Raw genomic sequence first — 23013 nt, forward strand, 5'->3', positions numbered from 1 at the left:
GCCACCCCGTCCGGGATTTCCCGGCGGGGTGGCGTTTTCGTGCGGCCAGTAGGCTTCGGCGGGTGAAGGACTGGACGTTCTGCCCGCGCTGCGGGGACCGGACGAGACTCGACGGCGCCGGCGAGGACACCCACGTCCTCTGCCCCGCCTGCGGCTTCACCAAGTACGACAACCCCTTGCCGACCACGGTCGGTCTCATCCTCGACGGCGATCGGATCCTGTTGCTGCGCCGGGCACACGAGCCCCGCAAGGGCACTTGGGACACCGTCGGCGGTTTCCTCTCCGGCGCCGAAACCGCCGAGGAGAACCTCGTCCGCGAAGGGCTGGAGGAGATCGGCTGCGAACTCCGGAACCTCCGCTTCGCCGGGACGTATCCGTCGGTCTACGGCGACACCGGCCTGAAGACGATCGGCCTCGCCTTCGTCTGCGAGCTCCCCGAGGACGCGGAAATCGTGCTGTCGGAAGAGAATTCCGAGTACGCCTGGTTCCCGCTGGCCGATCGGCCACCGCTCGCCTTCGCCGACTGCGAGGCCGCGGCCGCCTCGCTCACCAGCCGAACAGGTTCCGCATGATCCGCGAGCAGCGCTCGGTCATCGCCGCGGCGTCCTGATCCGGCTGGTCGATCCACCAGCTGATCAGGGAGTCGACCACGCCGGTCCACACCTGGGCGATCGCCTCGATGTCACGGTCGTCGTCCAGCCCGCGCGAGTGCATCAGCTGAGCGGCGCCGACCAGCGCGAAGCCGTCGAGCCGGTAGCGGTAGTCGACCGCGACACCGGCGATCTCACCGGTCGAGGGCACCGTCGGGTCGCGTAGCAGCTTCCAGGCGTACCGGTCTTTGTCGAACGTCTCGAAGATGGCCGAGAGCACCGCGAGCGGCATCCGTTCCGGCGGCTCACCCTCCTCCGCCATCGTCTCGGCGACACCTTCGGTCAGCCGGTCCCCCGCCCGGTGCAGGCAGGCGAGATACAGCCCGTCCTTCGAGCCGAAGTACTGGTACAGCAAGGGTTTCGTGACGCCGACCCGGCGGGCGATCTCCACCATCGACGCCCCGGCGTACCCGTTCTTGCCGAACTCCTCCGTCCCGGCGCGCACGATCTGGGACTCCCGCTCCTCGCGGGGCACCCCCTTCGTGCCGACGGCCCTTGCTTCTGTCACGGCGGCTATCTTACCCTGAGGTAAATGACCTTAGGGTAAGTTACCTGGCGGTCAGATAACCGGGGGCGAGACAGGGAGAGGTGCGGTGGCGGATTTTCTTGCCCATCTGAGTGACCCGGTGCTGATGGCGACGCCGGTGTTCCTGCTGTTCGTCGCGATCGAGATCCTCGCGCTGCACGTGCTGGGGCACGACGACAACGTCATCGGCTACAGCGTCAAGGACACCCGCACCAGCATGTCCATGGGCGCGGTGGCGGTGGTGATCAACGGTGTCTTCCGCATCGCCATGCTGTTCGTCTTCGCCGCGCTCTACGAGCTCGCGCCGGTGAAGTTCAGCCCGCACGACTGGTGGACCTGGGTCCTGATGCTGCTGGGCCAGGAGATCGTCTTCTACGCCTACCACCGGGCGAGCCATCGCGTCCGGCTCATGTGGGCGGGCCACCAGGTGCACCATTCGAGCGAGCACTACAACTTCTCGACGGCGTTGCGGCAGAAGTGGACCCCGTACTTCCAGCTGCCGTTCTGGTCGATCCTCGCCTTGGCGGGCATCCCGCCGTGGATGATCCTCACCGGCCTGTCGATCGACCTCGTCTACCAGTTCTTCGTGCACACCGAGAAGATCCGGAAGCTGCCGCGCTGGTTCGAGTACGTGTTCAACACGCCTTCACACCATCGGGTGCACCACGGCAGCGACCAGGAGTACCTGGACGCGAACTACGGCGGCATCCTGATCATCTGGGACCGGATGTTCGGCAGTTTCGTGCCGGAGGGCAAACGCCCGACCTACGGGCTGACCAAGAACGTCGACTCCTACAACCTGCTCAAGGTCGGCTTCCACGAGTACGGCTCGATCCTGCGCGACGTCCGCGCGGCCGGTTCGTGGCGGGACAAACTCGGTTACGTGTTCGGCCCGCCGGGCTGGCGGCCCAAGGAGGCGCTAAGCGCTCCTGCGCAAGGCGGGTGAGTTCTCCGGGCGGATCTCCGGCGGGAGGCTCTCCAGCGGCGGCCGCTGGGTGAGGGTCACGTCGGTGAGCACGAGTTCCCGCTCGACGGCCTCCCCCGCGCCGCGCCGGAACTGGGCGAGCGACGTCGACGGCGGCGCCGCGGAGATCACCCGGCCGCCGCGCTCCAGCCGGTCCATCAGCGTCAGCATGATCTGCGCGGCCATCCGGCCGAGTGCCTGGGTGCCCTGATGCCGGTGGGTCCGATGGCCGAGGTCGACCTGCGCGAGCGCGTCGAGCCCGTGCAGTTCGAGCAGGTCGATCAGGTGGCCGACCTCGACACCGTAATGCGTGACGAACGGGATGCCTTCGAGCACTTCACGCCGTCCCGCGTACTCGCCGGCGAGCGGCTGGACGAAACCGGCCAGTTCCGGCCAGTACATGTTGAGCAGCGGACGGGCGACGAGTTCGGTGACCCGGCCGCCGCCGTCGGGTTCGACGCCCGCCGCCCCGGCGAGCGGACGGTGGTAGAACCCTTTGACGTAGGCGATCGCCGGGTCGGTCAGCAGCGGTCCGAGCAGTCCGGTCACGTAGTCCGCGGTGAAGTCGCGGAGGTCGCCGTCGACGAAGACGACGAGGTCCCCGCTGGTTTCGGCGACGCCCTTCCAGAGCGCTTCCCCCTTGCCCGCCAGGCTTTCCAGCTCCGGGAACACCGCGTCCTGCGCGACGACGTCCGCCCCGGCCGCGGCGGCGACCTCGGCGGTCGCGTCCGTGGAATGGCTGTCCACCACCAGGATCTCGTCCACCAAGGGGAAGCGTTCGACGAGTTCGCGCCGGATGGTGCCGACGATCGCGCCCACCGTCTCCGCCTCGTCGCGAGCCGGGATCACCACCGAAACCCGCGTCCCGCGTTTGGCGGCGACCAGCTCCGCCGCCCACCAGTCCCCCGCCCGGCTGCTGCGCCGCGCGAGCCACGTGCCGACCTCCGCCGATACCCGCATGGCTGCCCCTTCCCTCGAAGATCACCTCACCGGTGAGCTTCGAGGGCGGCTGTTTCCAACCGTCGTCGCCGCGGAAACCGCCGCGTTACGCCTGCCCGCCGGAGGTTAACGCCCGGGAGAGGACCTCACCCGTCCGTCGTTTGGCGAGATAGAACGCCGCCTCGTGCGGCTTCGCCCCGTTGTCGACCGTGTAGCCGCTGTCCAGGACCCCGTCGGCGCCGGGGAACAGCCCGCTGAGGTCGGGCCGGGCGGCGACGAGGTCGTCCCGGTCGGCCAGGTTCACCCAGCTCGCGACGCCGGGCGGGACGGACGGCGGCTGCGGGCGGGTCCGTTCGTAGACGACCGTGCGCAGGCCCAGCGGGGAGCCGAGGGTGAGCAGCAGCGGCAACGGGCGGCCGTGCCGATGGGCGGCCTCGTAAGCGACGACGGAACCGAGGGAATGCCCGATGATCGCCTCGGTCTCCGGCCCGATGTGCTCGGCGACGCGGGCCTGCACGCGTTCCCGGATCGTCTCGTCGGTGAGGTACAGCGTCACCTGCTTGAGCGCCTTGACCACCACGCGTTCGGCGAACGCCACCCCGAGCCGCGCGAACGGCTTCAGCCGCACCAGCGCGTTCAGCACCGGGCGGGCGGCCGCGCGTACGCCCTGGGTCTCCCCCGCCGGACCGCCGAGCAGGTCCAGTTCGGCCTTCGCCCGGTTCCGGTCCGCCTCGCGGGACGCCGAAGAAGCCGCGTTCCGGAGCCATTCCGCCGCCAGCGTTTCGGCGAGCGCCCACTCGTCCGGGGTGAGTTCGTCCGCGCCGCCCTGCTGGCCGTCCTTGAGGAAAAGGTCACCGTAGAAGGCCATCCGCGCGTCACCGGGCCGGGCGTCGCGCCACAGGGTGTCGGCCAGCGCGGCGTCACCGGCGAGCCGGACCCCGCCCGCCAGGCTCGGCAGCCATTCCGCCTCGAGCGTGTCCGCGGACTTCTGTTCCTGGGCGATGCCGTGCACCAGAACGATCCGAGCCATGGCGCACAGTATCGCGGGCCGCCCTTGCCGGTGGCCGCCCGATGAGACAAAGTGATCTCCGTGGGAGAGCGGAGGTCGTTGGTGGTCGCGTCGCAATGCGACTCACTGAACCTTCTCTCGTTCCTCCCCGACGCGGGCCATCAGGTCTCGACGGCCCTGCTCGACCCCGACATCGGCGACTGCGTCCCCGCCCTCGAAGACGGTCGCGGCCTGCTCGTCGACCCGACGATGGTCGAGCTGGACGACGCGCTGGTGGAAGCCTTCGAGCGCGCGTCGGAAGACGAGGCGACGCTCTTCCTCTCGCTCGTCGGGCACGGCGAATACGCCGACGACGACTTCTACTTCCTCACCAAGGACACCGGTTTGCCGGTGGACAGCCGCCGCTCCTTCCTGTTCGCGCAGCGGATCAAAGAACTCCTCGGCCGCTACTCGATGCTCGACGGGCTGGTCATCCTGCTCGACACCTGCCACGCCGGAATCGGGGCGAGGCAGGCTGGTCAGCGCTGGCTGCGGATCGTCGGCGAGGCGGGCAAACGGTTCGACCTGCTCACCGCGTCGGACGACCGTGTCGCCGCGAATGGGTGTTTCAGCCGGTCGCTGGTCTCGGTCCTGCGGACGGGGCACGCGGAGTTCGGCGAACGCGTCCGGTGCGCGGATCTCAAACGCGTGATCACCGGCCTGTGCCCGGCGCAGACCGCCGTCCACCTGGGTTTCGACGGCACCCGCGAGGTCGCCGAGGCCGACCAGGGGCTGTGGCTCGCGCTGAACTCCTCCCCCGCCTGGCGGCGTTCGCCGCTGGCAGGCAACCCGGCCGCGCCCACCATCGAACGGCTGACCGCGCACTACCAGCCGGATCCGAAACTCGGCGAGACCGTCGGGCATCTGCTCACCGGCGCCCGGCTGGTCGCGATCACCGGCGAGGCCGGCGCGGGGAAGTCGACCATGCTCGCCGCGCTGGCCCGGCCTTCGGTGGCCGGATCCTATGTGCCGCCCGACTTCCTGCACGCCGTGCTGTTCGCGAGCCGCGGCGACACGGCCGAGCGGCTCGCGAGCGAACTCGCCCGTCAGTTGCGGCGCACGGTCCCTGGTTTCGCCGACGCCGAGCAGGCGCACCGCGCCGGTCTCGACGACGCCGGCCGGAGCGGTGCGAGCGCTTTCGATCTTGCGCTGCTCGGTCCGCTGCGGAGTCTCGCTCCACAATGGACCGGAGCCCCCGTGCGGATCGCGATCGACGGGCTCGACGACCTCGATCCCGATGTCCGGGACCGGCTGTGCGGTCTTCTCCGGAGCCTGTCGACGGCATCGGAGCCCGCGCAGGTCAAGACGGTCGTGGCCACGCGGGATCCGGCGCGGCTTCCACCCGCGGTCGAGGTCCGCCTGGTGATGGCGGGCGGTTTCGACCCGGCTCCCGTGGTGCAGGAACCGGAGGACAGCGGGGACTGGGGCAGCGAGCCCGGCTACGACACGGGGTCACCCACCTCGCCGAGGATCACCCCCGCCACGCTGATCATCGACGTCCCCGGACAGTCGCCCGCCCACCACGAACTGTCCTTCGGGCTCACGACGCTCGGCCGCAGCAGGAACGCCGCGATCCGGCTCGGGGACTCGCGGGTGTCCCGGCTCCACTGCAAGATCCGCTGGGACGGCACGGACGCGTGGCTGACGGATCTCGACTCCGCCAACGGGACCTTCGTCAACGGCCAGCGGGTGCCGGACGCCCGGCTGGCGCACGGTGACGTGCTCCGGCTCGGCGATTCGACGGTCACCTTCATCAGCGTGGCGCAAGAGGACGCCGACATCGAACAGAGCACCGGCGCGGTTGCTTCGCCTCGGCCCGGTCACGCCGTCCTGCTGGAGTTGCTGGGGCTCGCCGCCACCCGGGGCCCCGTCCCGATCTCGGTCCTCACCGCGGCGAGCGCGGCGGCGGGCGGTCCGGACCGGCAGGTGCGCGTCCGCGATTTCCTGGCCGGGCTCGGCGACTCGGTCAGCCGGACGCGGGCGGGTCTCGACGACGAAACCGTCCTGTGGACCGGAGAGCCGCCCGTTCTCTCCCCGGACACGGCGGCCCGGCTGCGTGCCCGCCTGGCGGCGGCGACCTCGGAGGTGCCACTCGTGGCCGGAGACGACGAGCCGACGCTGGAACAGAGCTACGCGGCGGCCAACGAAGCCGAGCACTTCTGGCTCGCCGGGCTCCGCGAAGACGCCTTCGCCGCGTTGGAGCGACGGGCGTCCCATATCCCCGTCGAGAACCGGGAACGCTGGGCCGCCTGGGCGAACCGGGCGGCCCGGGAACTCGGCGACACCGACCGGATCACCTTGCGCTGCAAGGCGCGGCACGCGACCTGGACCGGCAAGGCGGGCGACGCGGCCGGAGCGCTCGCCCGGTTCGAGGAGCTGCTGCCGATCGCCACGGCCGCCCTGTCGAGTGGCGACGAAGAGGTCTTGAGCATTCGCCACAACATCGGCTATCTCCTCATGGATCTCGGCCGCTTCGAAGAGTCCCGGGCGGCGTTCGAAGCCCTGGTCCGGGACGCCACCCACGCTCTCGGAGCCGATCATCGCGAGACGCTGCACGCCCGGCACCTACTCGCGGTGGCGACGGGCAAGACCGGGAACGGGGAGGAGTCCCTGCGCCTCTCCCGGGAGCTGCTGCCGCAGGCGAAACAGGCGCTGGGCGACGACGAGATCGTCAGCCACGTGCGGCACAACATCGCGTTCTGGAGCGCCGAAATCGAGCACCCCCCCCCCCGTCGTTTTGGAGTACCGAAGGCTCCTCACCGAAGCGACGGGACGGCTGAATGAGCGGCATCCCGACGTCCTCGACCTCCGGTTCGGTCTCGCGCTCGCCCTCGCCAAGGCGGGCCAGGTCACGGAGGCGCTTTCGACCTGGACCCTGCTGCTCGGCGATTCCGTCGAGGTCCGCGGCGAACGGCACGGCGAAACCCGGAAGATCCGCGAGCAGCTCGATCACTGGGGCGCGCGGGAGTGAGCGGTGAGCGCCCTGCGCATCGCGCTCCTGACCTACCGCGGAAACCCGCGCAGCGGCGGTCAGGGCGTGTACGTCCGGCATCTGAGCCGCGAACTCGCCGCGCTGGGGCATCGCGTCGAGGTGCTGTCCGGGCCTCCCTATCCGGAGGTCGATGAGGGCGTGCGGCTGACGAAGATCCCGGGCCTCGATCTGTTCGCGGAGCCGAACCCGTTCCGGACCCCGCGGCCGCGCGAGCTGCGCGACCTGCCGTCGTGGGTGGAATTCCTCGGCATGCGCCGCGGCGGTTTCCCCGAACCCCTCGCGTTCTCCCTGCGTGCCGCGCGCCTTCTCGCGAAGCGCCGGGGCGAGTTCGACATCGTCCACGACAACCAGGGACTCGGCTACGGGATGCTCCACTGTGGACTGCCGACGCTCGCCACGATCCACCATCCCATCGCCGTGGACCGGGCGCTGAAGCTCGCGACCGTCACCGGACGGGAGGCGGCGCGGGTCGCGCGGTGGTACGGCTTCGTTGAGATGCAGCACCGTGTCGCGCGGCGGTTGCCCGCGCTGACCGTGTCGCGGGCTTCCCGTGCGGCCATCGGCCGGGAGATGGGCGTTCCGGAGGACCGGATCCACGTCGTCCCGCTCGCGGCGGACACCCGGATCTTCCGGCCACGACCCGAGATCCCGCGCGTCCCCGGCCGGGTCGTGGCCACCGCGAGCGCGGACGAACCGTTGAAGGGGCTCGAACACCTGCTGGCGGCGTGGGACCGGATCGAAGGCGAACTGGTGATCGTCGGCAAACCGAAGCCGGACGGCCCGGCGGCGCGGGCACTCGCCCGGCTCGGCCCTGGCGCCGACGTCCGCTTCGTCAGCGGGCTGACCGACGAAGAACTCGCACGGCTGCTGTGTTCGGCCGAAATCGCTTGCATACCTTCATTGTTCGAGGGGTTCTCGCTGCCGGCGGCCGAGGCCATGGCCTGCGGGACACCGGTCGTCGCGACGACCGGCGGCGCCCTGCCCGAAGTCGTGGGTGACGCGGGGATCCTGGTGCCGCCGGGCGATGTCCCGGCGCTCGCGGAAGCGCTGACCAAGGTACTCGGCGACGAACACCTGCGCGCCGACCTCGCGGCCCGGGGCCTGGCGACGGCGGGCGCGCTGAGCTGGCGGCGCACCGCCGAGGAGACCGCGGCGCACTACCGGCGCGTCCTCGGCCGGGAGCGTGCGGAGTGCTGACCGTCGATTTCGACCGGTTTCCCGTCGGCCCCGGCGACCGGGTGCTCGACCTCGGCTGCGGGGACGGCCGTCACGCGTACGAGGCCTACAAACGCGGCGCGGACGTGGTCGCCGCCGACCTCGACGACACCGCGCTCAAACACGTGCGGGACATGTTCGCCAACCTGGCAGAGGCGGGTGAGGCGCCCGACGCGGCTTCGGCACTGGCCGTCCGCGCGGACGCTCTCCGGTTGCCGTTCCCGAGCGGCTCCTTCACCCGGGTGATCGTCGCCGAGACTCTGGAGCACATCCATGCCGACCGCGCGGTGCTCGCGGAGGCGAGCCGTGTGCTGGCGCCGGGTGGGCGGTTGGTGGCGACCGTGCCGCGCTGGTGGCCGGAGCGGATCTGCTGGCTGCTCTCGGACGCGTATCACGAGGTCGAAGGCGGGCACATCCGGATCTACCGGCGGCGCGAACTGCTCGGCAAGCTCACCGAGGCCGGGTTGCGGACGACCGGCGGCCATCACGCGCACGCCCTGCATTCGCCGTACTGGTGGCTGAAATGCGCGGTCGGCCCCGACGAGGAGCACCCGCTTTGCGCGCTGTACCACCGGTTCCTGGTCTGGGACATCATGCGGAGCCCCCGGCCGGTGCGGTTCGCCGAATGGGCGCTGAATCCGGTGCTCGGCAAGAGCCTCGTCGTCTACGCGCGCAAACCGTGAAGGCCACCGCCGCCACCATCGCGGCCGTGCAGTGGCGGGACGGCGGGATCCCTTGGGAGCCCGGCGGGCACCTCGATCCGTGGAATCATCTCGAAGCCGCGATGGGGCTCGACGTGGCCGGGCTGCGGTCCGAGGCCGAAGCCGCGTACGAGTGGCTGCTCCGCAACCAGCGCCCTGACGGATCCTGGGCGGCCCGGTACCGCGACGGCCGCGTCGATTTGTCCACTATGGACACGAACTTCACCGCGTACGTCGCGGTCGGGGCCCGGCACCACTTCCTGCGGACCGGGGATCACGCCTGGCTGGACCGGATGTGGCCGGTCGTGGACAAGGCCGTCGACGCCGTCCTGCGGCGGCAGCAACCGTCGGGCGCCATCTCCTGGCGCGACGATCCCGAGGTCCGGCTGGTCGCGGGCTGCGCCAGCATCCATCACGCGCTGACCCAGGCGCTCGCGCTCGCCTCCGCGCGGGGGCTGGACCGTCCACAATGGCGAGTCGCGGCGCACCAGCTCCGTGCCTCCCTGCTCGGCGAGCCGGGGCTGTTCGCCGCGAAACCGCACGCGATGGATTGGTACTACCCGGTTCTGGGCTCGGTCGTCACCGGCGCCGACGCGACGGAGCGGCTGGCGGCGGGCTGGGACCGGTTCGTCGAGCCCGGGCTGGGGGTGCGGTGCGTGCACCACGAGCCGTGGGCGACCGGCGGCGAGACGGCCGAACTGGCGCTCACCCTCGCCACTCGCGGCGACCGTGCCCGCGCGGGTGAGCTCCTCGCGTGCCTCGCCCGCCTACGCCACGACGACGGCTCGTATTGGACCGGCTACCAGTTCGCGGACAAGGAGTTCTGGCCGGACGAGCGCACCACGTGGACCTCGGGCGCCGTCCTCCTCGCGACCGCCGCCCTCGACGGCGACCCGGCCACGTGCGACGTCTTCGGCGAACACCGCGTTTAGTCCTCTGGATGCGGTCCTTGCACACGCAAGTACCGCATCCAGAGGACTAAATGCGGGAGGTCAGGCCTCGTCTTCTTCCAGCATGTCCGGGGTGACGGCGGATTCGGTGTCCGGAATGCCTTGTTCCTTCGCCTTTTTGTCGGCCATCGCCAGCAGGCGGCGGATCCGGCCGGCGACGGCGTCCTTGGTCATCTGCGGATCGGACAGCTGGCCCAGTTCCTCCAGCGAGGCCTGCCGGTTCGACAGCCGCAGCTTGCCCGCGGCGAGCAGGTGCTCCGGGGCGGATTCGCCGAGGATGTCCAGCGCCCGCTCGACCCTGGCCGCCGCCGCGACGGCCGCGCGGGCCGAACGCCGCAGGTTCGCGTCGTCGAAGTTCGCGAGCCGGTTCGCGGTGGCACGCACCTCGCGGCGCATCCGCCGCTCTTCCCAGGCGAGCACGCTCGTGTGCGCGCCGAGCCGGGTCAGCAGGGCACCGATCGCGTCACCGTCGCGCACCACGACCCGGTCCGCGCCGCGGACCTCGCGCGACTTGGCCTGGATGCCCATCCGCCGGGCGGCGCCGACGAGCGCCAGCGCGGCCTCGGGGCCGGGGCAGGTGACCTCGAGCGACGACGAACGACCGGGTTCGGTGAGCGAACCGTGCGCCAGGAACGCGCCGCGCCAGGCGGCTTCCGCGTCGGCGACGCCACCGGACACGACGGCGGCGGGCAGCCCACGCACCGGGCGGCCGCGCTGGTCGATCAGACCGGTCTGCCGGGCGAGCCCCTCGCCGTCCTTGACCACCCGGACGACGTACCGCGTGCCCTTGCGCAAGCCGCTGGAGGAAATGACGTGCACGTCGGACTGGTGTCCGTACAGTTCGTGGATCTCCTTGCGCAGCCGCCTCGCCACCGAACCGGTGTCGAGTTCGGCCTCCACCACGACGCGGCCGGCCACGATGTGCAGCCCGCCCGCGAATCGCAGCATCGACGCGACCTCCGCGCGGCGCGGGCCGATCTTGGTGATCTCCAGCCGGCTCAGCTCGTCCTTCACGGCGGCGGTCATCGCCATCGCTGCCCCTCCATACCTTCAGCTCCTCCCCCGGTGAGACCGAGAGCGTCTCGCATACAGCCCGCGAGCGCATCAGGATCATGCCGCCCCGTCACGACCGGGTCAGCCACCGCCCCCAGCAACGCCCGCGCGCCCAGTCTCCCGGCCGCGTCCCGCAACCGGGCTGGTGAGGGCACCGAGTCCCGGTCCGCGATGACCGCGTCCACCCGCAATTCCGGGGCGTGTTCGAAGAGTACGTCCAAATGCTTCTCCGGCGAGAACCCCGCCGTCTCCCCCGGTTGGGGGATCAGGTTGAGGATCACGACCTTCGTGGCGTCCGTTCGGAGCAACGCGTCGTGCAGATCCGGCACCAGCAGATGGGGCAGCACACTCGTGAACCACGAACCCGGGCCGAGGAACACCACGTCCGCGTCGAGTACGGCCTCGATCGCCTCGGCACAGCCGCGCGGCGGGCGGTCGGCCTGCCCGGTCGGGTGCAGGCTGATCCGGTGCACCTGCCCCGGCGTCGTCGCCACCGCCACCTGGCCGCGGATCCGCCGCACCGCCTCGGGATTCTCGGCGTCCAGCCCCGAAACCTCGCCTTGGATCTCCAGCGGTTCGGGTGACATCGGCAGGACGCGGCCGGAGATGCCCATGAGCCTGCTCGCCTCGTCGAGCGCGGCGACCGGATCGCCGAGCACCTCGAACAACCCGGCCAGCAACAGGTTCCCGACCGCGTGCCCGGCGAGCGCGCCGTCACCGCCGAAGCGGTGCTGGAACACCTCCGCCCACAACGTCCCGCCGTCTTCGGCGGCGAACGCGGCGAAGGCCTGCCGCAGGTCGCCCGGCGGCAGCAGCCCCAGTTCCCGGCGCAGCCTGCCGGACGAGCCCCCGTCGTCCGCGACGGTGACCACGGCGGTGACCTGCGAGGTCACCCGGCGCAAGGCGGTGAGGGTGGCGTGCAGGCCGTGCCCGCCGCCCAGGGCCACCGCGCGCGGCGCGCTACTCGCGGCCAAGGTCGCGGTGCACCACCTTCACGGCCATACCGTCCTCATTGGACAGACGCTGGGCGAGCTCCTCGGAGATGGCGACGCTGCGGTGCTTTCCGCCGGTGCAGCCGACGGCCAGCGTCAGATACCGCTTGCCCTCACGTTTGTAGCCCGCGCCGATCAGGCGCAGCAGCTGGTGGTAGCGGTCGAGGAACTCGTCCGCGCCTTCCTGGCTGAGCACGTAGTTGCGGACCTCGCCCTCGAGACCGGTGTGGTCGCGCAGTTCCGGGATCCAGAACGGGTTCGGCAGGAAGCGGACGTCCATCACCAGGTCGGCGTCCATCGGCAGGCCGTACTTGTAGCCGAATGACAGCACGGTGACCCTGGTCTGCGTGCTCGCCTCGGAGCCGAAGGCGTCCTCGATCTTGGCGCGCAGGTCGTGCACCGAAAGCGACGACGTGTCGAGCACGAGGTCGGCCTCTTCCCGCAGCGGCTCCAGCAGCGTGCGCTCGGCGGTGATGCCGTCGGCGAGCCTGCCGTCGCCCTGCATCGGGTGGCCGCGGCGGACGGCCTCGAACCGGCGCACCAGCACCGCGTCGGTGGCCTCCAGGAACAGGACGCGCGGCTTGTACCCGCGGGCGTCGAGGTCCTTGATGACCGAAGCCAGGTCGTCGGTGAACGCGCGCGAACGCACGTCCATCACCACGGCGACCTTGGTGATCGCGCCCCGCGCCTGCGCGCCGAGCTCGACCATGGTCGCGATCAGCTCGGGTGGCAGGTTGTCCACCACGAACCAGCCCAGGTCCTCCAGGCATTTCGCGGCGGTGCTGCGGCCGGCGCCGGACAGACCGGAAACGACCGCGACCTCCATCCCGGAACCGCGGCCCTCTTCTTGCGCACTCACAATGGTCCCTTCACCGATCACGTACTGGACTCCCCCGCCGCCGCGGACTCCCCTGCGAGCGCCGCGACGACCGCTTCGGCGGTGCGCCTGCCGAAGCCGGGCACCGCCTCGATCTCCTCTATCCGCGCTTCGCGGAGTTTCTTCACCGAGCCGAAATGCTTGATCAGCGCGGTACGACGAGCCTGCCCCAGCCCCGGCACACCGTCCAATGCGGACACCTGCATCCGCCTGGACCGCTTCTCGCGGTGGTACCGGATGGCGAAGCGGTGCGCCTCGTCACGCAACCGCTGCAACAGATACAACGCGTCGGAGGTGCGCGGCAGGATCACCGGATCGGGATCTCCCGGCAGCCACACCTCCTCCAGCCGCTTCGCCAGGCCCACGACGGCGATGTCGGTGACGCCCAGTTCGGAGAGCACGTCCGCGGCGGCGGTGGCCTGCGGGCCCGCGCCGTCGACGACGAGCAGGTTCGGCGCGTAGGCGAACTTGCGCGGTTTGCCGGTCTCCGGGTCGATACCCGGCCGGTCCGGATCGACCCCTTCGGCGTTTTCCTTGAGATACCGGTAAAACCGGCGGCGGACGACCTCCGCGATCGACGCGACGTCGCCTTCCTCCGCGGCTTCACGCAAGGCGAAGCGCCGGTACTCGGACTTGCGCGGGATCCCGTCCTCGAACACCACCAGCGAAGCGACCACGTCGCTGCCCTGGATATGGCTGATGTCGACGCATTCGATGCGCAGCGGCGCGGTTTCCAGCGCCAGGTAGTCCTGTAGTTCCGCCAGCGCGGCCGACCGCGCGGTGAGGTCGCCCGCGCGGCGCAGTTTGTGCTGGGTGAACGCCTCTCCGGCGTTGCGTGTCACGGTTTCGGCGAGCGCGCGTTTGTCGCCGCGCTGCGGCACCCGCAGGCTCACTCTCGACCCGCGCAGCCCGGACAGCCATTCGCCGAGGGCTTCCGCGTCGGCGGGCAGCTCGGGGACGAGCACCTCGCGCGGTACCGGCGAGCCACCGTCGGGATCGTCCGCGCGTTCGGCCTGTTCGCCGTAGAACTGCGTGATGAAGTGGTCGACGAGATCCTTGACGTCCATCTCTTCGGCCTTGTCGATCACCCAGCCGCGCTGCCCGCGGACCCGGCCTCCGCGTACGTGGAAGACCTGGACGGCGGCTTCGAGCTCGTCGTGGGCGAAGGCGACGACGTCCGCGTCGGTGCCGTCGCCGAGCACGACCGCCTGCTTCTCCATCGCGCGCCGCAACGCGCCGAGATCGTCACGCAGCCGCGCGGCTCGCTCGAACTCCAGCTCTTCGGACGCGGCCGCCATTTCCTGTTCCAGGCGGCGGATCAGCGCGTCGGTGCGGCCGGCGAGGAAGTCGCAGAAGTCCTCGACGATCTCGCGGTGCTCGTCGGCGGAGACCTTGCCGACGCACGGCGCGGAGCATTTCCCGATGTAGCCGAGCAGGCACGGCCTGCCGATCTGGCCGTGCCGTTTGAAGACGCCCGCCGAGCAGGTGCGCGCCGGGAAGACGCGGAGCAGCAGGTCGAGCGTTTCGCGGATGGCCCAGGCGTGCGCGTACGGCCCGAAGTACCGCACGCCCTTCTTGCGCGCGCCGCGATAGACGTGCAGGCGCGGGTACTCCTCGTTCATCGTGACGGCGAGGACCGGGTAGCTCTTGTCGTCGCGGTACCGGACGTTGAACCGCGGGTCGAACTCCTTGATCCAGTTGTATTCGAGCTGGAGCGCCTCGACCTCGGTGCCCACGACGGTCCACTCGACGCTCGCCGCCGTCGTCACCATCTGGCGGGTGCGCGGGTGCAAGCCCGTGATGTCGGCGAAGTACGAGTTCAGCCTGCTTCGGAGGCTTTTCGCCTTGCCGACATAGATGACCCGCTTCGTGGCGTCACGAAATTTGTACACGCCAGGGGCGTCCGGGATGCTCCCCGGCGAGGGACGGTAGGTGGTCGGGTCAGCCACGTCGACAAGCCTATGGGGCACCACCGACAGTCTTACGAGGCCCCGTCCTTACGCGCGGTCCGGTCAACCCTTCGAGTGGCCATTCCCACCATCCGGTCCGTCTTTCGCCACGCATACCGACCTAAGTCGGGTCTTCCGCCGTAACCGACGTTCGTTGGTTCCTAGCGGGTGAATCGGTTGATTACTTTCCGTCCCAGTTCCACTTCATTCGGTTCTTCGTCAGATGACGCTCGAAAGGACTCCTGCACCGTGAGCCGTCTTCGTACGCTGGGCGCCGCCACCCTCGCCGCCGCAGCCCTCACCATGACCGCGGGCGCCGTCGCCTCCGCGGGCACCCCCACCGGTGTCCAGCCCAACATCGTGGGCGGTGGCACCGCCCCCACCGTGAGCTGGGGCGCCCAGGTCTACGTCAACACCCCGGGCCGTCAGTGGGACGGGTTCAACTGCTCCGGCAGCGTCATCGCCCAGCGCTGGGTCCTGACCGCCAAGCACTGCCTCGACTCCGACGGCACCGGCATGCGGGTCCGCGTCGGCAGCAACCAGCTGCAGGGCGGCCGTGAGATCGCCGTCGACCGCAAGGTGTCCTCGCCCGCCGGCTCCGACATCTCGCTGCTGCACCTGGCCTCCGACGCCGGTGTCACGCCGATCACCCTGGCGAGCTCGAACCCGTCGGTCGGCAGCACCAACCAGCTCTACGGCTGGGGCCGCGAGACCCCGACCGGCCCGCCCGCCTCGGCGCTGAAGGTCGCCAACGTGCGTGTCTCGGGCAGCTCGACCGACGCCTACGGTGGCCCGGCCATCCAGAGCGTCGGCATCGACGGTTCGGCGTGGAAGGGCGACTCGGGCGGCCCCCAGGTCTCCAACGGCGTCCAGGTCGGTGTCGCTTCGACCGTGCAGAACCAGAGCGGCTCGAACATCCGCGGCACCAACAACTACGGCAGCGTCGCTTCGGCCCGCTCCTGGATCCGCTCGACCACCGGGGTCTGACCTCCACCCCGGCCGGGGCCCCTGTCGTGACGTGACCCGTCGCGGCAGGGGCCCCTTTCACGTCGGGGTGTCGGTGGGGTGTGGGACGCTCGCGGGCATGCGGATCGCGACCTGGAACGTGAACTCGATCGGGCCCCGGCTGCCGAGGGTGCTGGAGTGGCTCGGTTCGGCTCAGCCGGACGTACTGTGCCTGCAGGAACTCAAGAGCGGCACCGACGCCTTCCCCGTCGACGCGGTGCGGGAACTGGGCTACGAGACGGCCGCCTACGGCATCGGGCGCTGGAACGGCGTCGCGATCCTGTCGCGCGTCGGGCTGGAAGACGTGACACGCGGGCTGACCGGCGAGCCCACCTTCGAGGACAAGACCGACGCGCGGGCCATCGGCGCCACCTGCGGCGGGCTGCGGCTGTGGTCGGTGTACGTGCCCAACGGGCGCGACCTGGAGAACCCGCACTACGGCTACAAACTCGCCTGGCTCTCCGCGCTGGAGGCGACGGTGCGGGAGGAGCAGGCGCGCGGACTGCCGTTCGCGGTGCTCGGCGACTTCAACATCGCGCCGACCGACGCGGACGTCTGGGACATCGGCGTGTTCGCCGAATCGACGCACGTGACCGAACCGGAGCGGAAGGCGCTCGCCGCGCTGCGGGACCTCGGGCTGTCCGACGTGTTCCCGCGGCCGCTGAAGTACGACCACCCGTTCACGTACTGGGACTACCGGGCCGGGAACTTCCCGAACAACAAGGGAATGCGGATCGACCTGGTGTACGCCGACGCCGTCGTGGCGGGTGCGGTGACGGATTCCTATGTGGATCGTGAGGCGCGGAAGGGGAAGGGGCCCTCGGACCACGCGCCGATCGTGGTGGATCTTTCGCTCTGAGGGGCCCGCGGGTGGTCCCGGATGTCATGAAAGGGCCGTTCAGGACGTTTTTCGTCCTGAACGGCCCTTTCATGACACTTGAGTGAGCCCGGCGAACGCCGCCTGCCCCGGATGCTAGGAACGGTCCTTTCCTGGCAAATTTTGCCAGGAAAGGACCGTTCCTAGCACTTGAAGGAGCCGGAGAGCGGCGTGCCTCCTTGGCTCAAGTCCGTGAAGGCCTCCTTGAGGGACTCTGGGTCCCTCAAGGAGGCCTTCACGGACGCGATGATCACCACATACGCCCCACCTGCACCAGCAGTCACAGCGGCCGCGCGTGAAAGGTCCCTTCCCTCGGCTCAGCCGAGGAAACCCGACCTTCACACCTTCCCCAAGTACGTGAAGGCCCCCTTCACCGCGTCTAGCGCAATGAAGGAGGCCTTCACGTACTTGCACACCGCAAGGACCGCATTCAGAGGACGAAACGCGCCCGGTCGGGAAAAGGCGAGCGTCAGCCCTCCCAGGCCGCCTTGTGCAGCCGCCGCAACGCCCGCACCGCCGCCACCGCACGTTCCCGATCGACGGCCTGCACGGCCATGACCGAGTAGTACTCGTCCTCCGGCAGCTCCAGCCGGGCCCACGAGGCGCCGTCCGGGAAGCTCACCGAGAGCACCTCGCTCCACGCGAACTTCTTGGTCATCAGCACGTTCCGGACCTCGATGCCGTCCGCGTCGGCCTTCACGCGCGCGGTCGCGAACAGCATCGTGCCCGCGGCGAGCAGGACGCCGATGCCGATCATCGCCGCCTGGTCGGACGGCTGGAAGATCACGCCGGTGTCCGAGCCGCGCAGCAGCACCGCGACGACCACGAACGTCGCCAGCAGGATCACCGCCAGCACGGAGCACATCACCAGGGCGCGGCGGGGCCGCACCACCACGACCTCGGACTCCGTCATCACATCCGCCTCGACGCTCACACGAATCCCCGCTCGGTCCACGGCTGGCGCAGGTTCCGCAGCGCGTGCGCGGCGTCCAGCGCGGCGACCGTCGCTTCGTAGCCCTTGTCCTCGACGGAGCCGGGCAGCCCCGACCGGTCGAGGGCCTGCTGCTCGGTGTCGCAGGTGAGGACGCCGTTGCCGACCGGGGTGCTCTCGTCGAGCGCGACCCTGGTCAGGCCCGCGGTGACCGCGTCGCAGACGTACTCGAAATGCGGCGTCCCGCCTCGGATCACCACGCCCAGCGCGACGACCGCGTCGTGCGTGCGGGCCAGTGCCTGCGCGGCGACGGGCAGTTCGACGGCGCCCGCGACACGCACGACCGTCGGCTCCTCCTCCAGGTCGGCCGCCTTGGCCGCCTCGAGGGCGCGGTCCAGCAGGGCGCTCGTGATCTTCGTGTGCCAGCGCGTGGCCACGATCCCGAGCCGGATGTTCTTACAGTCGGACAGGTCGAGTTCGACGTCCGGACGGCCTTCGCCGCTCACCGCGTGCCACCTCCGTTGCCCTGGTCGACCTCGGCGCCGACCTGGTCGAAATGCTCCAGCTGGGACAGGTCGTGCCCCATCCGGTCCCGTTTGGTCTTGAGGTAGCGCAGGTTCTCCGGGTTCGGCGAGATCGGCAGCGCGACCCGCCCGGTGACCCGCAGGCCGTAGCCCTCCAGCCCGACGCGTTTGGCCGGGTTGTTCGTCAGCAGCCGCATCGAGCGGACGCCGAGGTCGCACAGGATCTGCGCGCCGGTGCCGTAGTCCCGCGCGTCGGCGGGGACGCCGAGCTGCAGGTTCGCGTCGACGGTGTCCGCGCCGGCGTCCTGCAGCTGGTAGGCCTGCAGTTTGTGCAGCAGCCCGATACCGCGGCCCTCGTGGCCGCGGATGTAGAGCACGACGCCGCGGCCTTCCTTGGCCACCGCTTCCAGCGCGGCCTCCAGCTGCGGGCCGCAGTCGCAGCGCAGCGAGCCGAAGACGTCACCGGTCAGGCACTCGGAGTGCACGCGGACCAGGATGTCCTCGCCGTCGCCGATCTCGCCGTAGACGAACGCGATGTGCTCGATGCCGTCGAGCAGGCTGTCGTAGCCGACCGCGCGGAACGTACCCGCGTTCAGCGGGATCCGCGCCTCGGCGACCCGCTCGACCTGCTTCTCGGTGCGCCGCCGGTACGCGATCAGGTCGGCGATGGTGATCATCTTGAGGTCGTGGTCCGCGGCGAAGACCTCGAGTTCGTCGCGGCGGGCCATGTCGCCCTCGTCCTTCTGCGACACGATCTCGCAGAGCACCCCGGACGGCGAAAGGCCGGCCAGCCGGGCCAGGTCGACGGAGGCTTCGGTGTGCCCCGGGCGCCGCAGGACGCCGCCCTGCTTGGCGCGCAGCGGGACCACGTGGCCGGGCCGCCGGAAGTCCGACGCCTTGGACGCCGGGTCGGCGAGCAGCCGGACGGTGTGCGACCGGTCGGCCGCGGAGATGCCGGTGGTGATGCCCTCGGCGGCGTCGACCGTGACGCTGTACGCGGTGCCGCGCTGGTCCTGGTTCGTGTGGTACATCGGCGGCAGGTCGAGCCGGTCCGCCTCGGCCTCGGTCAGCGCCACGCAGACGTAACCCGAGGTGTAGCGCACCATGAAGGCCATCAGTTCCGGCGTGGCCTTCTCCGCCGCGAAGATCAGGTCGCCCTCGTTCTCGCGGTCCTCGTCGTCCACCACGACGACCGGACGGCCCGCCTTGATGTCGGCGATCGCCGCCTCGATGGCATCGGCGTTCACTGCCACCACCCCGCCCGCACAGGGGGTCAGATCGGCCGACCCCGGAATCGCACTCGTCTCGCTCACGCCCGCTCCTCCGTACCGCCATTGTCCCCCTGCGCGCGCAGGTGCGGCATGGCCAGCTTCTCGACGTACTTGGCGACCACGTCCACCTCGAGATTCACCAGGTCACCCGGGGTGTTCCGGCCGAGCGTGGTGAGTTCGAGGGTGGTCGGGATCAGGGCGACGGAGAACTCCTCGTCGGTCACCGAAGCGACCGTGAGGGAGACGCCGTCGACCGCGATCGACCCCTTCTCGACGACGTACCGGGACAGCTTCTTCGGCAGCGCGAACGTGGTGAGTCCCTGCTCGTCGCGGTTGAGGAAGACGCCGGTGCCGTCGACATGGCCCTGCATGATGTGCCCGCCGAGCCTGCCGCCGGCCGGCGTCGCGCGTTCGAGGTTGACGACGTCGCCGACCTGCACCTTCGCGAGGCTGGAGCGCTGCAGGGTCTCGTGCACGACATCGACGGTAAACTCACCGCCCGCCACCGCGACCACGGTGAGGCACACGCCACTCACCGCGATGGAGTCGCCGTGCCCGGCGTCGCTGGTCACCAGCGGCCCCCGAACGGTCAGTCTCGCGGCGTTCGGGACCTGCTCGACCGCGGTGACCTCGCCGAGTTCCTCGACAATGCCGGTGAACACTCCTGCTGCCCTCCTCCTGGCTCGCACCGCCGCTGGGAACGGTGCTCCCCTCATCCAACACCCATCGCGGCCGATTCCTTCTCCTGACCCGACGGCGGATCACGAGGCGGGATCAGCCGCGGACGCGGGCCGCCTGCTCGCGAAGCGCCGCGACGGCCTTACCAGGGTCTTCGGCGCCGTAGACGGCGGAACCGGCGACGAAGCAGTCCACTCCGGCTTCGGCGGCCTGCTCGATGGTGTCGGCGTTGATCCCGCCGTCGATCTCGACGACGAGCTTGAGGTGACCGGTGTCGACCAGGCGCCGCGCGGTGCGGACCTTGTCGAGGACGCCCTCGATGAACGACTGGCCGCCGAAACCGGGCTCGACCGACATCACCAGGAGCGTGTCGTAGTGCTTGAGGGTCTCGAGGTGGTCCTCGATCGGCGTGTTCGGCTTGATCGACAGGCCGGCCTTCGCCCCGGCGGCGCGCAGGTTCTTCGCCAGCGCGATCGGGTCGTGCGCGGCCTCGACGTGCACGGTGACGTTGTAAGCGCCCGCTTCGGCGTACCCGATGGCCCACTTGTCGGGGTTCTCGATCATCAGGTGGCAGTCGATGGGCACGTCGGTGGCCTTGAGCAGCGACTGCACCACGGGCAGGCCCAGGGTCAGGTTCGGCACGAAGTGCGCGTCCATGACGTCGACGTGGACCCAGTCCGCTCGGGTGTCCCCCTCCCCCGCGACGGCACGGATCTCGTCGCCGAGCCGGGCGAAGTCCGCGGAGAGGATGCTGGGTGCGATCAAAGGTCGGTGAGCCACGCGCCCGAGTGTAGGAGGACGCCGCTAACGCCCGCTAACCGGCTGTGACCGCCGACCCGGTCTGGAGTATGACGCGAAATGGCACCGCAGTGGGAGGTGCGCGCACACGCCGCCGAATAGCGTTCCCCTCATGGTCAACCCACTCAAGCCCCTCGTGCGGATCGGCAGCTACCGCAGCGTCCCGTTCGGACTCCTCGGCATGGCGATGACGGCGATCCCGTTCCCCATCGCGCTCGTTCCCGCCGTCCTCGTCCCGGGTGACGTGTGGGCGAAGATGGTCTACGGCGTGCTCGCCATGGGCGTGCTGGTCGTGCTGGCCGGTTTGCCCGGACCGATGCGCCGGGTCGGTATCTGGTTCTCCAACCAGATGCTGGGCACCCGGATCGCGCAGCCTCCGCAGCACACGAAGGTCGCCTGGGCGGAGCGCTGGCGCTCGGCGGCCTGGCTGCTCGTGCACACCGCGCTCGGCTGGGTGCTGTTCGGCCTCGGCTGTTTCCTGATGCTCGGCTTCGTGTTCGCCGTCGTGTGGGCGGGAGGTGGCGGCAGCCCCATCGAGTTCTTCGGGGAGCGGGTGACGATCGAATCGGGCACCGGCGGGCTGTGGACACTGCCGATCGCGCTGGTCACGCTCGTCGTCATCGCCTACGTCCTCGCCGGTTTCAGCAAGCTGTTCCAGTACGCCGCGGTCGCCCTGCTGGGCCCGTCCGCCGCCGAGCGCGTCGCCGCGGCGGAAGTCCGGGCGAACCACTTCGAGCAGCGCAACCGGCTGGCCCGCGAACTGCACGACTCGATCGGGCACACGCTGACGACGTCGACCATCCAGGCCGCCGCGGCCGCCGAACTGGTCGATTCCGAACCGCAGCTGGTGCGCCGGGCGCTGGGCACCATCGAGGAGTCTTCGAGGGCGGCGCTCGAAGACCTCGACCACGTACTCGGCCTGCTGCGGGAGGACCGGTCGTCCCGCGAGCCCGAACGGCGGCTCATCGAGGCCGGGACGCTGGCCGAACGGGCCCGCGCGGGCGGCGCGGAGATCGACTACGAGCTCACCGGCCCCGCCGCCGAACTGCCCGCGACCCTTTCACGGGAGGCGTACCGGATCGTCCAAGAAGGACTGACGAACGCGTTGCGGCACGCCCATCCCGGCCCGGTGAGCGTGCGGGTCGCGGTACTCGCCGACGCGCTGCGGATCGAGATCGTGAACCCGCTCATGGAGCACGCGGCCGCCTCCGGCCGCGGCGGCAACGGACTGCCGGGGCTCACCGAACGCGTCGAGGCCCTGCGCGGGGAGCTCGTCGCGGGACCCGCCGTCGACGGGGAACCGTTGTGGCGGCTGGTGACCACGATCCCGCTACGGTCGCGCTCATGACACTGCGCGTCCTGATCGTCGACGACGAACCCTTGCTGCGAGCCGGTTTGCGTTCCCTGCTGGACAACCAGCCGGACCTGACCGTGGTCGGCGAGGCGGACGACGGCGGCGAGGTGGTCGATCTGGCGCGGCGGACGCATCCCGACGTGGTCCTGATGGACGTGCGCATGCCCGGGGTGGACGGGATCGAGGCGACCCGGCGGGTGCTCGCCGAAATCCCCGAGCCGCCGAAGGTCCTCGTGATCACGACGTTCGACAACGACGACTACGTCTACGACGCGCTGCTGGCCGGGGCGAGCGGATTCCTGTTGAAGCGGGCGCGCAAGGAGGAGTTCGCGCACGCCATCCGGACGATCGCCGCCGGGGAGACGCTGCTGTTCCCCGACGCGATCCGCCGGATGGTCACCGCGCGCCCGGCGCCGTCCGGCCTCGCTCCCCGTCCGTCGTCGCTGACGAAACGGGAGACCGAGGTGCTGCGGCTCATCGCCACCGGTAAGTCCAATGTGGACATCGCGGCCGAGCTGGTCATCAGCCTCGAAACCGTCAAGACCCATGTGGGCAACATCTTCGGGAAACTGGGCGCGGCGAACCGGAGCCAGGCGGTGGTGTTCGCCTACGAGACCGGTGTCGTCGCGCCAGGGCACAGCCTGCGCTGAGCGGCATGGTGGGGCAAACCTCAGTAAGGCGTGGGGGTTCACCCCATGGCCACCGCGCCCGCGCCTCCC

General features: G+C 70.4%; 23 protein-coding genes. 11 read left to right on the top strand and 12 right to left on the bottom strand.

Annotation, left to right across the window (positions count from 1 at the left end; translation table 11 throughout):
* Positions 1 to 62: 62 nt before the first annotated feature.
* Positions 63 to 572 (top strand): NUDIX domain-containing protein, encoded by a 510-nt coding sequence (locus tag DMC64_RS30740; RefSeq protein ID WP_125736370.1) that lies wholly within the window; start codon positions 63 to 65, stop codon positions 570 to 572.
* Here the strand turns inward: DMC64_RS30740 and DMC64_RS30745 are convergent.
* The gene (locus tag DMC64_RS30745) at positions 547 to 1158 is read right to left on the bottom strand and encodes a TetR/AcrR family transcriptional regulator (protein WP_228708328.1); all 612 of its coding nucleotides are present in this window, start codon (positions 1156 to 1158) and stop codon (positions 547 to 549) included. The genes DMC64_RS30740 and DMC64_RS30745 overlap by 26 nt on opposite strands.
* Positions 1159 to 1243: 85 nt before the next feature.
* Between DMC64_RS30745 and DMC64_RS30750 the strand changes: the two genes are divergently transcribed.
* Positions 1244 to 2122, top strand: a complete 879-nt coding sequence (locus tag DMC64_RS30750) for a sterol desaturase family protein (RefSeq protein ID WP_125736371.1) — start codon at positions 1244 to 1246, stop codon at positions 2120 to 2122.
* On the opposite strand, the gene DMC64_RS30755 is transcribed toward DMC64_RS30750, so the two are convergent.
* A complete protein-coding gene (locus DMC64_RS30755) occupies positions 2096 to 3100 on the bottom strand; it encodes a glucosyl-3-phosphoglycerate synthase (RefSeq protein WP_125736372.1) in 1005 nt (334 codons plus the stop codon). The two genes, DMC64_RS30750 and DMC64_RS30755, sit on opposite strands and share 27 nt — an antisense overlap.
* Before the next feature lie 85 nt (positions 3101 to 3185).
* Positions 3186 to 4109, bottom strand: coding sequence for a hypothetical protein (locus DMC64_RS30760; RefSeq protein ID WP_125736373.1), 924 nt, complete (start codon positions 4107 to 4109; stop codon positions 3186 to 3188).
* A gap of 60 nt (positions 4110 to 4169) precedes the next feature.
* Between DMC64_RS30760 and DMC64_RS30765 the strand changes: the two genes are divergently transcribed.
* The 5 genes from DMC64_RS30765 to DMC64_RS30780 are packed head-to-tail and all read left to right on the top strand — an operon-like array spanning position 4170 to position 9967.
* A complete protein-coding gene (locus DMC64_RS30765; RefSeq protein WP_233629879.1) occupies positions 4170 to 6911 on the top strand; it encodes an FHA domain-containing protein in 2742 nt (913 codons plus the stop codon).
* Entirely contained in the window at positions 6865 to 7098 is a 234-nt protein-coding gene (locus DMC64_RS43360; RefSeq protein WP_233629880.1) for a hypothetical protein, read from the top strand. The genes DMC64_RS30765 and DMC64_RS43360 overlap by 47 nt, the downstream gene beginning before the upstream one ends.
* A 3-nt stretch (positions 7099 to 7101) precedes the next feature.
* On the top strand, positions 7102 to 8316 hold the full coding sequence (locus tag DMC64_RS30770; protein ID WP_199755155.1) for a glycosyltransferase family 4 protein: 1215 nt from the start codon (positions 7102 to 7104) through the stop codon (positions 8314 to 8316).
* Positions 8310 to 9017 carry a class I SAM-dependent methyltransferase gene (locus DMC64_RS30775; RefSeq protein WP_125736374.1) on the top strand — a complete coding sequence of 236 codons (708 nt, stop codon included), beginning with the start codon at positions 8310 to 8312 and terminating at the stop codon, positions 9015 to 9017. Before DMC64_RS30770 ends, DMC64_RS30775 begins: the two co-directional genes overlap by 7 nt.
* Positions 9014 to 9967, top strand: a complete 954-nt coding sequence (locus DMC64_RS30780; protein ID WP_199755156.1) for a prenyltransferase/squalene oxidase repeat-containing protein — start codon at positions 9014 to 9016, stop codon at positions 9965 to 9967. The genes DMC64_RS30775 and DMC64_RS30780 overlap by 4 nt, the downstream gene beginning before the upstream one ends.
* Before the next feature lie 60 nt (positions 9968 to 10027).
* Here DMC64_RS30780 and whiA read toward each other — a convergent pair whose 3' ends face one another.
* Genes whiA through uvrC form a run of 4 tightly spaced genes read right to left on the bottom strand, consistent with a single transcriptional unit; the run spans position 10028 to position 14856 of the window.
* On the bottom strand, positions 10028 to 11017 hold the full coding sequence (gene whiA, locus DMC64_RS30785; protein WP_005152315.1) for a DNA-binding protein WhiA: 990 nt from the start codon (positions 11015 to 11017) through the stop codon (positions 10028 to 10030).
* Entirely contained in the window at positions 11008 to 12012 is a 1005-nt protein-coding gene (gene yvcK / locus DMC64_RS30790) for a uridine diphosphate-N-acetylglucosamine-binding protein YvcK (RefSeq protein ID WP_125736376.1), read from the bottom strand. Before yvcK ends, whiA begins: the two co-directional genes overlap by 10 nt.
* Positions 11999 to 12856: an RNase adapter RapZ gene (rapZ, locus tag DMC64_RS30795; protein WP_034311885.1), complete on the bottom strand. Its 858-nt coding sequence runs from the start codon at positions 12854 to 12856 to the stop codon at positions 11999 to 12001. The genes yvcK and rapZ overlap by 14 nt, the downstream gene beginning before the upstream one ends.
* Before the next feature lie 50 nt (positions 12857 to 12906).
* Positions 12907 to 14856: an excinuclease ABC subunit UvrC gene (gene uvrC, locus DMC64_RS30800; RefSeq protein WP_125736377.1), complete on the bottom strand. Its 1950-nt coding sequence runs from the start codon at positions 14854 to 14856 to the stop codon at positions 12907 to 12909.
* A 249-nt stretch (positions 14857 to 15105) separates the two neighbouring features.
* Between uvrC and DMC64_RS30805 the strand changes: the two genes are divergently transcribed.
* Together DMC64_RS30805 and DMC64_RS30810 are read left to right on the top strand one after the other, a co-directional pair.
* Positions 15106 to 15843 (top strand): trypsin-like serine protease, encoded by a 738-nt coding sequence (locus DMC64_RS30805; RefSeq protein ID WP_037343975.1) that lies wholly within the window; start codon positions 15106 to 15108, stop codon positions 15841 to 15843.
* A gap of 97 nt (positions 15844 to 15940) precedes the next feature.
* On the top strand, positions 15941 to 16720 hold the full coding sequence (locus DMC64_RS30810) for an exodeoxyribonuclease III (RefSeq protein WP_125736378.1): 780 nt from the start codon (positions 15941 to 15943) through the stop codon (positions 16718 to 16720).
* Positions 16721 to 17207: 487 nt separating this feature from the next.
* Here the strand turns inward: DMC64_RS30810 and DMC64_RS30815 are convergent, their stop codons facing one another.
* From DMC64_RS30815 to rpe, 5 genes are all read right to left on the bottom strand, one after another.
* Positions 17208 to 17651, bottom strand: coding sequence for a PH domain-containing protein (locus DMC64_RS30815; protein ID WP_037344534.1), 444 nt, complete (start codon positions 17649 to 17651; stop codon positions 17208 to 17210).
* Positions 17652 to 17668: 17 nt separating this feature from the next.
* Positions 17669 to 18175: a 6,7-dimethyl-8-ribityllumazine synthase gene (gene ribH / locus DMC64_RS30820; protein ID WP_037343973.1), complete on the bottom strand. Its 507-nt coding sequence runs from the start codon at positions 18173 to 18175 to the stop codon at positions 17669 to 17671.
* A complete protein-coding gene (locus DMC64_RS30825; protein ID WP_199755168.1) occupies positions 18172 to 19446 on the bottom strand; it encodes a bifunctional 3,4-dihydroxy-2-butanone-4-phosphate synthase/GTP cyclohydrolase II in 1275 nt (424 codons plus the stop codon). The genes ribH and DMC64_RS30825 overlap by 4 nt, the downstream gene beginning before the upstream one ends.
* Positions 19447 to 19502: 56 nt before the next feature.
* Positions 19503 to 20126 carry a riboflavin synthase gene (locus DMC64_RS30830; RefSeq protein ID WP_125736379.1) on the bottom strand — a complete coding sequence of 208 codons (624 nt, stop codon included), beginning with the start codon at positions 20124 to 20126 and terminating at the stop codon, positions 19503 to 19505.
* Positions 20127 to 20238: 112 nt separating this feature from the next.
* Positions 20239 to 20907, bottom strand: a complete 669-nt coding sequence (rpe, locus tag DMC64_RS30835) for a ribulose-phosphate 3-epimerase (RefSeq protein WP_007029650.1) — start codon at positions 20905 to 20907, stop codon at positions 20239 to 20241.
* A gap of 145 nt (positions 20908 to 21052) precedes the next feature.
* Between rpe and DMC64_RS30840 the strand changes: the two genes are divergently transcribed.
* Entirely contained in the window at positions 21053 to 22288 is a 1236-nt protein-coding gene (locus tag DMC64_RS30840; protein WP_125736380.1) for a sensor histidine kinase, read from the top strand.
* Positions 22285 to 22944, top strand: a complete 660-nt coding sequence (locus DMC64_RS30845; RefSeq protein WP_125736381.1) for a response regulator transcription factor — start codon at positions 22285 to 22287, stop codon at positions 22942 to 22944. The genes DMC64_RS30840 and DMC64_RS30845 overlap by 4 nt, the downstream gene beginning before the upstream one ends.
* Positions 22945 to 23013: the final 69 nt, after the last annotated feature.

It is taken from the genome of Amycolatopsis sp. WAC 04197, from assembly GCF_003947475.1.
Taxonomy (GTDB): domain Bacteria; phylum Actinomycetota; class Actinomycetes; order Mycobacteriales; family Pseudonocardiaceae; genus Amycolatopsis; species Amycolatopsis japonica.

Bases quoted from the DNA above. Each gene is read 5' to 3' on its own strand.
- whiA (WP_005152315.1), bottom strand. From the start codon at position 11,017: ATGGCGATGACCGCCGCCGTGAAGGACGAGCTGAGCCGGCTGGAGATC.
- DMC64_RS30815 (WP_037344534.1), bottom strand. From the start codon at position 17,651: ATGACGGAGTCCGAGGTCGTGGTGGTGCGGCCCCGCCGCGCCCTGGTG.
- rapZ (WP_034311885.1), bottom strand. From the start codon at position 12,856: ATGGAGGTCGCGGTCGTTTCCGGTCTGTCCGGCGCCGGCCGCAGCACC.
- DMC64_RS30810 (WP_125736378.1), top strand. From the start codon at position 15,941: ATGCGGATCGCGACCTGGAACGTGAACTCGATCGGGCCCCGGCTGCCG.
- DMC64_RS30845 (WP_125736381.1), top strand. From the start codon at position 22,285: ATGACACTGCGCGTCCTGATCGTCGACGACGAACCCTTGCTGCGAGCC.
- DMC64_RS30760 (WP_125736373.1), bottom strand. From the start codon at position 4,109: ATGGCTCGGATCGTTCTGGTGCACGGCATCGCCCAGGAACAGAAGTCC.
- DMC64_RS30840 (WP_125736380.1), top strand. From the start codon at position 21,053: ATGGTCAACCCACTCAAGCCCCTCGTGCGGATCGGCAGCTACCGCAGC.
- DMC64_RS30755 (WP_125736372.1), bottom strand. From the start codon at position 3,100: ATGCGGGTATCGGCGGAGGTCGGCACGTGGCTCGCGCGGCGCAGCAGC.